Genomic DNA, 6,563 nt, shown 5'->3' with positions numbered 1-6,563 from the left:
GTCTCGGACACGCGCCGCCAGCCCGGCTCGTCCCGCTGCCCGGCCAGGTACGACGTCAGCTCGGGCGCGCGCAGGACACCCTGGGCGAGGAGCACGTCGAGGTGGGCGACCGCCTCCTCGGCCGGATGCCACCGGCACAGATCCCAGCAGGTCCGCAGCGGCGTGGTGATCCGTACGCCGTCGCGTACGGCGAGCACCTGCGAGGGGGCCAGCGGGCCCCGGCGGATCCGCAGTCCCGTCACCGGCCCGAAGTCCCGGACGCTCAGCACCTCGACGGGGTCGTCCAACGCCGCCAGGGACGCCCCGTGCAGGGCGGCCGCGGACCGCCCGCCGATCGCGGCGCCGGGCGGAATCGCGTACCGTCCGGCGGCCCAGGCGCGTACCTCGTGGGTGAGCTGGATGTCGGCGTCGGCGTACACGTCCCGGAAGAGCCGGTGCCAGCCGGTCGACCGCAGATCGCTCGGGGTGAGCAGGCCGAGCCGCCGGGCCTCGCTGCCGCGGAAGATCCGGCGGCGCAGCTCGGGTGGGCGGCGCGGTGGTCGGGGCATGCCGACGACGATGCGGCCGGACGCGGCCGAGTCGCCACCGCGGAATCGGCCGCGCTGTGGACGACGGCCGGATGTGGACAACTCCCGCCCGGCGGAGGCGGGAGCCCCGGAAAGGGCGATAGGCGTACGGGTCCGCCAGGCATAGTCTGCCCTCCATGCATACGCCGCGGTGGCTCGGAGTCCTGCTCGTCGGCTACTCGCTGGTGCCGCTGGTCAACGCGACCGTGCCGGCCGTCGCCCACCTGGCCGGGCAGCGGCTGACCGTCTCGCACGACGGTTCCGACTCCTACGAATGCCTCAGCGACCTCGGCGCGCCACCGCTCGCCGGGCTGTACGGCGGCTGCGACGCGTACGCCCGGCCGGCGGGCGGCGAGCTGCGCCCGGTCACGCTGCGCGGCCCGAGCGACAAGACCTTCCTGCCGCCCAAGGCCCGCGACACCGCCTGGGGCTGGGGGCGTCAGGCGTACCTGTGGGAAGGGACCTCGACCGCGGTGTTCGGTCTCGTCGGCCTGCTGCTGTTTCTGAGTGGCGTGACGTTGCTCATCCGCGGCACTCGGCGTACCAATGAGGTCCTAAAGTCGCCCGCATGAGCAAGGTGACGGTGGTGACCGGCGGCAGCCGGGGCATCGGCGCGGCGACCTGCCGCCTGCTCGCGGAGCGCGGCCACGATCTCGCCGTGGGCTATCGCCGCGATCAGGCCTCGGCCGACGAGGTGGTCCACTCCGCGAGCAAGCTCGGCGTCCGGGCGATCGCGGTCCGCTTGGACACAGCGGTACGCGATCAGGTGGTGCACCTGTTCGATCGGGCGGAAGCGGAGCTGGGCGAGATCACCGGCCTGGTCAACAACGCCGGGATCGGCAGCACGATCGGCCCGTTCGTGGACCTGACGGAGGCGGATCTCCGCCGCGTCGTGGACGTGAACGTGGTCGGCTACTTCCTGGTCGCGCAGGAGGCGATCCGCCGGATGAGCGCGGGCGGCTCGATCGTCAACGTCTCGTCGGGCGCGGCCACGACCGGCAGCCCGAACGAGTACGTCCATTACGCCGCGACGAAAGCGGCCGTCGACACGATGACCGTCGGACTGTCCAAAGAGCTGGGTCCGCGCGGCATCCGGGTCAACACCGTCTCGCCCGGCGTGACGCATACGGAGTTCCACGTGGGCAGCGGCGAACCGGGTCGGGCCGACCGGGTCGGGCCGAATCTGCCGCTGGGCCGCGCCGGCCGGCCCGAGGAGATCGCGTACGCGATCGCGTGGCTGCTCAGCGACGAGGCGTCCTACACGACCGGGGCGACGGTGCGGGTGGCCGGCGGCGCCTGACCGCTACGCTTCCGGGATGACCGCCCTCGACAAGGCCTTCGACGTGCTGGAAAGCCTCGCCGAGCACGAACGCGTGACCGACATCGCGACCGCGACCGGGCTGCCGAAGTCGACCGTTCACCGCATCCTGCGGGCGCTCGTCGACCGCGGTTTCGCCCGGAGCGACGGCAACGGCGGCTACCTGCCCGGACCCCGGATCTTCACGCTCGCGGGGAAGGTCACCCACCGGTTCGACCCCGCTCGGCAGGCCGGTCCGGCGCTGGCGCGGCTGCGCGACACCACCGGGCACACCGTGCACTTCGCGCTGCGTACGGGGGACGAGGCGGTCTACATCGAGAAGCTGATGGGACTGCGCCCCTACCAGATGACCTCCCGGATCGGCATGACGATCGACCTCCACTCGACGGCGATCGGCAAGGCGATCCTGGCGGCCCAGACCGACGACGAGATCACGGCGTTCTGCGAACGTTCCGGGCTGCCCCGGCGTACGCCGAACACGCGCACCACGCCGGTCGCGTTGCTGGCCGACCTCGCCCAGGTACGCGTACGGGGTTATGCCGTCGACGACGAGGAGAACGAAGCCGGGATCGTCTGTGTCGGGGCGGCCGTCCACGACCACGCGGGCCGGCTCATCGGCGGGATCAGCGTGTCCACGCTGCGCCACGAGGTGTCCACATCAGACGCGTACGCCTTCGGCCCGACCGTCGTGGCGGCGGCGCGCGAGGCCTCCCAGTCCCTCGGCGCCCCCTGAGCCGCTTTGCTGCAGATCACGGTTGCGCATGCCATCTCGGGCTCCGGAGGCATGCGCAACCGTGATCTGCAGGGAACCAGTCAGGTTCGGGGGGCGAGCAGGTCCGGCAGTTCGGTGAGCGAGTCGATGACGGTCGCCCGGTCGGCCTGCGGCCGGGTGGCGTGCAGGAAACCCCAGGGCCCCCGGCGAATCAGCACCGGCATCATCCCGGCATGCGCGGCGGGGAGCACGTCGTTGTCGAGCCGGTCGCCGACGTAGCAGATGGCCGCGGGCGCGGCCCGTGCCACCTCCGCGACCTTGGTGAAGAAGGCCGGTTCCGGCTTCTCCACGCCCCATTCGGCGGAGGTGAAGATCGCGTCGGCGGGCAGATCCATGCGCGCCAGCGCGTCCCGCGCCTGCGGCGGCTGGTTGCCCGCGATGACCACCCGCAGCCCTCGTCGGCGCAGCTCGCCGAGCGCGGCCCGGACGTCGGGGTAGAGGTCCTCGGCGTCGAAGTTCTCGCGCAGCCCGTCCGGGTCGTCCACGGCCCACCGGGAGACGGCGTCGTCCACATCGAACCCCGGCTCGAACATCTCGAAGATGTCCCGGTGCGGGCGGTCGAGGGCGGCCGCGCCGCCGAGCGCGCCGAGGAACGTGAACACCGGTACGCCCAGCCGCTGCGCCCAGCGCGTCCAGATCCGGGTCTCGTCGATGAGGGTCTCACCGACGTCGAAGACCACCGCCTTGATCATGCGTACAACTGTAGTCACCGCGTGAGGCGGCGTCGGGCCTTGTCCCGGAACCCCTCGGTGACCCCGTCGCCGGTGAGCAGCCGGGGCAGCAGGGCCGGTTCGAGGGTGACGGCGCGGAACGCCTCGCCGATGGTGACCCCGTCGGCCGGACGCTCCAGGACCTCGATCGAGTCGCCGGCCCGGACCAGGCCGGGCGACACCACCCGCAGGTACGCGCCCGGCCGCGCGACCTTCGTGAACGTCTTGACCCAGCCCTGTTCGGCCATCCAGGCGGCGAAGGTGCCGCACGGGATGCGCGGATCGGTGACCTCCAGGACGAGGTCGTCGCCGACGCGCCAGCGCTCGCCCATCAACGCCCCGGTGACGTCCAGCCCGGACGTCGTCAGGTTCTCGCCGAAGCAGCCGCCCGGCAGGTCCCGGCTCAGTTCGCCGGCCCACCAGTCGAGGTCCTCCCGGGCGTACGCGTAGACCGCCTGGACGTCGCCGCCGTGGTGGCGGCGGTCGCAGACGACGTCGCCGGTGAGCCCGCTGCCGAGGCCCGTGTCGCGGGGACCGGGCGCCTGCACGAAGACCGGTTCGGCGACCGGTCGCTTGTCGATGCCGGTGACGCCGACCTCGGAGGCCTCCGTCTCCCGCCGTACGCCCAGATTCACCGAGATCACATACGCCACCTCCCGATCCTAGCTAACCTGAGGTCATGCGCCGCTTGCTCGCAGTGGCCGCCAGCACCTTGGCCACCGGGCTACTCATCGGGACACCAGCGTTCGCCGACGCGACCGTCACCGCTTCGCCCGAGACGGTTCGACCCGGCGGCACGACCACCGTCACCGCAGGTTGTGGCTCCGACGCGACCGGCGCGACACTTTCTGCGCAAGCGGTCGGCGCTTCATCACAGATCGGCATGAAGCGCGCATCCGACTCGTCCGGCCCCGGCGCGTACGCCGCCGAGGTCGCCGTCCCCGACTCCACCTTGCCCGGCACCTACCAGTTCACGGTGTGGTGCAGTACCGGCGAGGCCGGAACCGCGACCCTGGTCGTGGCGCCCAACGGCGCTCCGACCACAGGCGACGGTTCCATGGCCGCCGGCGGTACGCAACGGGCTGTCGCCCTCGCCGGTGTCGTCCTGGCCGTGAGCGCCGCGGCCGGTCTGGTGCTGACAAGGCGGCGAGGAGATGCGCGTCAAGTTCCCTAGATTCTTGAGCAAACTGAGGATTCCCGAACCCGTCCTGATCACCGTGGGCATCGCCGGAGTGGTGATGCTCGGCTGGGCGACGCTGGGACCCGAACCGCCGGTGTCGGTCACCCACGGCCTGATCGGCGGCGTCCAAGGAGCCGACGGCGGCCTCGACCGCGCCGAGCCGGTCCAGCTCACCATTCCGGCCATCTCGGTGGACGCCGAGGTGACCCCGGTCGGCGTCGACGAGGCGGGGGAGATCCAGGTCCCGCCGCTGTCCGCGCCGATGATCGTCGGCTGGTACAACCACGGGCCGGCGCCGGGCGAGGTGGGCGCGGCCGTGCTGCTCGGTCACGTCGACGCCGCCCCGACCGGTCCAGCCGTCTTCTACGACCTCGGCAAGGTGCCGGTCGGCGCTGAGGTCGCCGTCGACCGGGCCGATCGGCGTACCGCCGTGTTCACCGTCGAGGCCGTCCGCGCGTACGCCAAGGACGCCTTCCCGAGCGGCGACGTCTACGGCCTGGCCGAACGCGCGGAGCTGCGCCTGGTGACCTGTGGCGGGCCGTTCGCGGACGGCGAGTATCAGGACAACGTGGTGGTCTTCGCCGTCCTGACCGGCGTCCGCTAGCTTCGGACCATGCGGATCAGGATCATCGACGCCTTCACCGAGGAGGCGTTCCGGGGCAACCAGGCGGGCGTGTGCGTGCTGCCCGACGGCGACTGGCCGGACGAGGGCTGGATGCAGCGGGTCGCGGCCGAGCTGAACTGCGCCGAGACGGCGTTCACCCGGTCCGCCGGGGAGCAGTGGGGACTGCGCTGGTTCACGCCGGCCACCGAGGTCGCGATGTGCGGGCACGCGACGCTGGCGACCGCGCACGCGCTGCACGAGGACGGCCTCGCCGACGAGGTCCGGTTCGCCACGCTCAGCGGCGAGCTGCGTACCGCGGTCGGGCCGGACGGGCTGATCACGATGGACTTCCCGGTCAGCCCGCCCACGCCGGCCGACGCTCCGCCGTCGCTTGTGGACTCGCTCGGCGTCCGGCCGCTCGGCGTCTACGACACCGGCGACCTGGGTGACCTGCTCGTCGAGCTGCCGTCGGCGGCCGCCGTGCGCGAGCTGCGGCCCGATCTGGCCGGTCTCGCCGACCTGGGCACCCGCTGCGTCATCGTCACGGCGCCCGCTGAACCCGGCTCCGGCCAGGACTTCGTCTCCCGCGTCTTCTGCCCCGGCGTGGGCGTGCCGGAGGATCCGGTCACCGGCAGCGCGCATACCGCGCTCGCGCCGTTCTGGAGCATGCGGTTCGGCTCGACTTCGCTCGTGGGCCTGCAAGCCTCGCCACGCTCCGGCCAGGTTCGCGTCGAGCTGCGCGGCTCGCGCGTGATTCTCCAGGGGTACGCCGTGACGGTGCTGGACGGAGTCCTGACGGAGCGGGCGGTGCGCTCGTGATCCGGCCGGCGACCCGCTCCGACGTCCCGGCGATCCTGGCGATGATCGCCGAGCTGGCCGAGTTCGAGAAGGCCCCGCAGGAGGCGGTCGCCACCGCAGGGCAACTGGACGAGGCACTTTTCGGGCCGAACCCCGCCGCGTACGCCCACGTCGCGGTGGACTCGGCGGGCGAGACGGTCGGCTTCGCGCTCTGGTTCCTGAACTTCTCGACCTGGCGCGGTGTGCACGGCATCTACCTCGAAGACCTCTATGTACGCCCAGCCGCCCGAGGTGGTGGCCACGGCAAGGCGCTGCTCCGCGAGCTGGCCCGCATCTGCGTCGAGCGTGGGTACGCCCGCCTCGACTGGTGGGTGCTCGACTGGAACCCGGCCCGGGCGTTCTACGAGTCGCTGGGCGCGTCCGCCCTCACCGAATGGGTGCCCTACCGCCTCACGGATGACGCACTCGCCGCACTTGCCGCCGGCGAGTGAGCGCGCTTCGTTGATCTAGGCGAGAAATGGGGCTCTCCGGCTGCTTGTGTGGGTCACGAGCGGTCGGGGAGCTTGATTTGGTATCCGCCTAGGTTGAGCTTGGCGAGGGCTATCAAGGCTTCGG

Annotated in this window: 9 protein-coding genes and 1 pseudogene; 7 read left to right on the top strand and 3 right to left on the bottom strand. The window is 72.1% G+C overall.

The features are described 5' to 3' along the window. Positions 1-548, bottom strand: a pseudogene (locus tag AB0M47_RS41735) (hypothetical protein); the annotation flags it as partial. A 155-nt stretch (positions 549-703) separates the two neighbouring features. Between AB0M47_RS41735 and AB0M47_RS41730 the strand changes: the two are divergent. From AB0M47_RS41730 to AB0M47_RS41720, 3 genes are read left to right on the top strand one after another with little or no spacing between them, the layout of a single operon-like run. Then, on the top strand, positions 704-1,138 hold the full coding sequence (locus AB0M47_RS41730) for a hypothetical protein (RefSeq protein WP_363424315.1): 435 nt from the start codon (positions 704-706) through the stop codon (positions 1,136-1,138). Next, complete coding sequence (locus AB0M47_RS41725) at positions 1,135-1,866, top strand: SDR family oxidoreductase (protein ID WP_363424312.1); 732 nt, start codon at positions 1,135-1,137, stop codon at positions 1,864-1,866. The genes AB0M47_RS41730 and AB0M47_RS41725 overlap by 4 nt, the downstream gene beginning before the upstream one ends. Positions 1,867-1,882: 16 nt before the next feature. After that, positions 1,883-2,617 (top strand): IclR family transcriptional regulator, encoded by a 735-nt coding sequence (locus tag AB0M47_RS41720; protein ID WP_363424309.1) that lies wholly within the window; start codon positions 1,883-1,885, stop codon positions 2,615-2,617. A gap of 80 nt (positions 2,618-2,697) precedes the next feature. Here AB0M47_RS41720 and AB0M47_RS41715 read toward each other — a convergent pair whose 3' ends face one another. Together AB0M47_RS41715 and AB0M47_RS41710 are read right to left on the bottom strand one after the other, a co-directional pair. Continuing rightward, positions 2,698-3,348 carry an HAD family hydrolase gene (locus AB0M47_RS41715; RefSeq protein ID WP_363424306.1) on the bottom strand — a complete coding sequence of 217 codons (651 nt, stop codon included), beginning with the start codon at positions 3,346-3,348 and terminating at the stop codon, positions 2,698-2,700. 14 nt (positions 3,349-3,362) lie between these two features. Then, entirely contained in the window at positions 3,363-4,019 is a 657-nt protein-coding gene (locus tag AB0M47_RS41710; RefSeq protein ID WP_363424304.1) for an MOSC domain-containing protein, read from the bottom strand. A gap of 26 nt (positions 4,020-4,045) precedes the next feature. Here AB0M47_RS41710 and AB0M47_RS41705 point away from each other — a divergent pair, with 26 nt between their 5' ends. Genes AB0M47_RS41705 through AB0M47_RS41690 form a run of 4 tightly spaced genes read left to right on the top strand, consistent with a single transcriptional unit; the run spans position 4,046 to position 6,439 of the window. Next, entirely contained in the window at positions 4,046-4,540 is a 495-nt protein-coding gene (locus tag AB0M47_RS41705; protein ID WP_363424301.1) for a hypothetical protein, read from the top strand. Positions 4,541-4,544: 4 nt separating this feature from the next. Beyond that, positions 4,545-5,150 (top strand): class F sortase, encoded by a 606-nt coding sequence (locus AB0M47_RS41700; protein ID WP_363424298.1) that lies wholly within the window; start codon positions 4,545-4,547, stop codon positions 5,148-5,150. 9 nt (positions 5,151-5,159) lie between these two features. Further along, the gene (locus tag AB0M47_RS41695) at positions 5,160-5,969 is read left to right on the top strand and encodes a PhzF family phenazine biosynthesis isomerase (RefSeq protein WP_363424295.1); all 810 of its coding nucleotides are present in this window, start codon (positions 5,160-5,162) and stop codon (positions 5,967-5,969) included. Next, the gene (locus AB0M47_RS41690; RefSeq protein ID WP_363424292.1) at positions 5,966-6,439 is read left to right on the top strand and encodes a GNAT family N-acetyltransferase; all 474 of its coding nucleotides are present in this window, start codon (positions 5,966-5,968) and stop codon (positions 6,437-6,439) included. The genes AB0M47_RS41695 and AB0M47_RS41690 overlap by 4 nt, the downstream gene beginning before the upstream one ends. Positions 6,440-6,563: the final 124 nt, after the last annotated feature.

The organism is Hamadaea sp. NPDC051192 (genome assembly GCF_040682475.1).
GTDB classification, from domain to species: domain Bacteria; phylum Actinomycetota; class Actinomycetes; order Mycobacteriales; family Micromonosporaceae; genus Hamadaea; species Hamadaea flava.
This window is presented reverse-complemented; position numbering and strand designations above follow the sequence as displayed.

What these genes read in the sequence shown, in the direction of transcription:
- AB0M47_RS41730 (WP_363424315.1), top strand. Translation starts at nt 704, where the DNA reads ATGCATACGCCGCGGTGGCTCGGAGTCCTGCTCGTCGGCTACTCGCTG.
- AB0M47_RS41725 (WP_363424312.1), top strand. Translation starts at nt 1,135, where the DNA reads ATGAGCAAGGTGACGGTGGTGACCGGCGGCAGCCGGGGCATCGGCGCG.
- AB0M47_RS41720 (WP_363424309.1), top strand. Translation starts at nt 1,883, where the DNA reads ATGACCGCCCTCGACAAGGCCTTCGACGTGCTGGAAAGCCTCGCCGAG.
- AB0M47_RS41715 (WP_363424306.1), bottom strand. Translation starts at nt 3,348, where the DNA reads ATGATCAAGGCGGTGGTCTTCGACGTCGGTGAGACCCTCATCGACGAG.
- AB0M47_RS41705 (WP_363424301.1), top strand. Translation starts at nt 4,046, where the DNA reads ATGCGCCGCTTGCTCGCAGTGGCCGCCAGCACCTTGGCCACCGGGCTA.
- AB0M47_RS41695 (WP_363424295.1), top strand. Translation starts at nt 5,160, where the DNA reads ATGCGGATCAGGATCATCGACGCCTTCACCGAGGAGGCGTTCCGGGGC.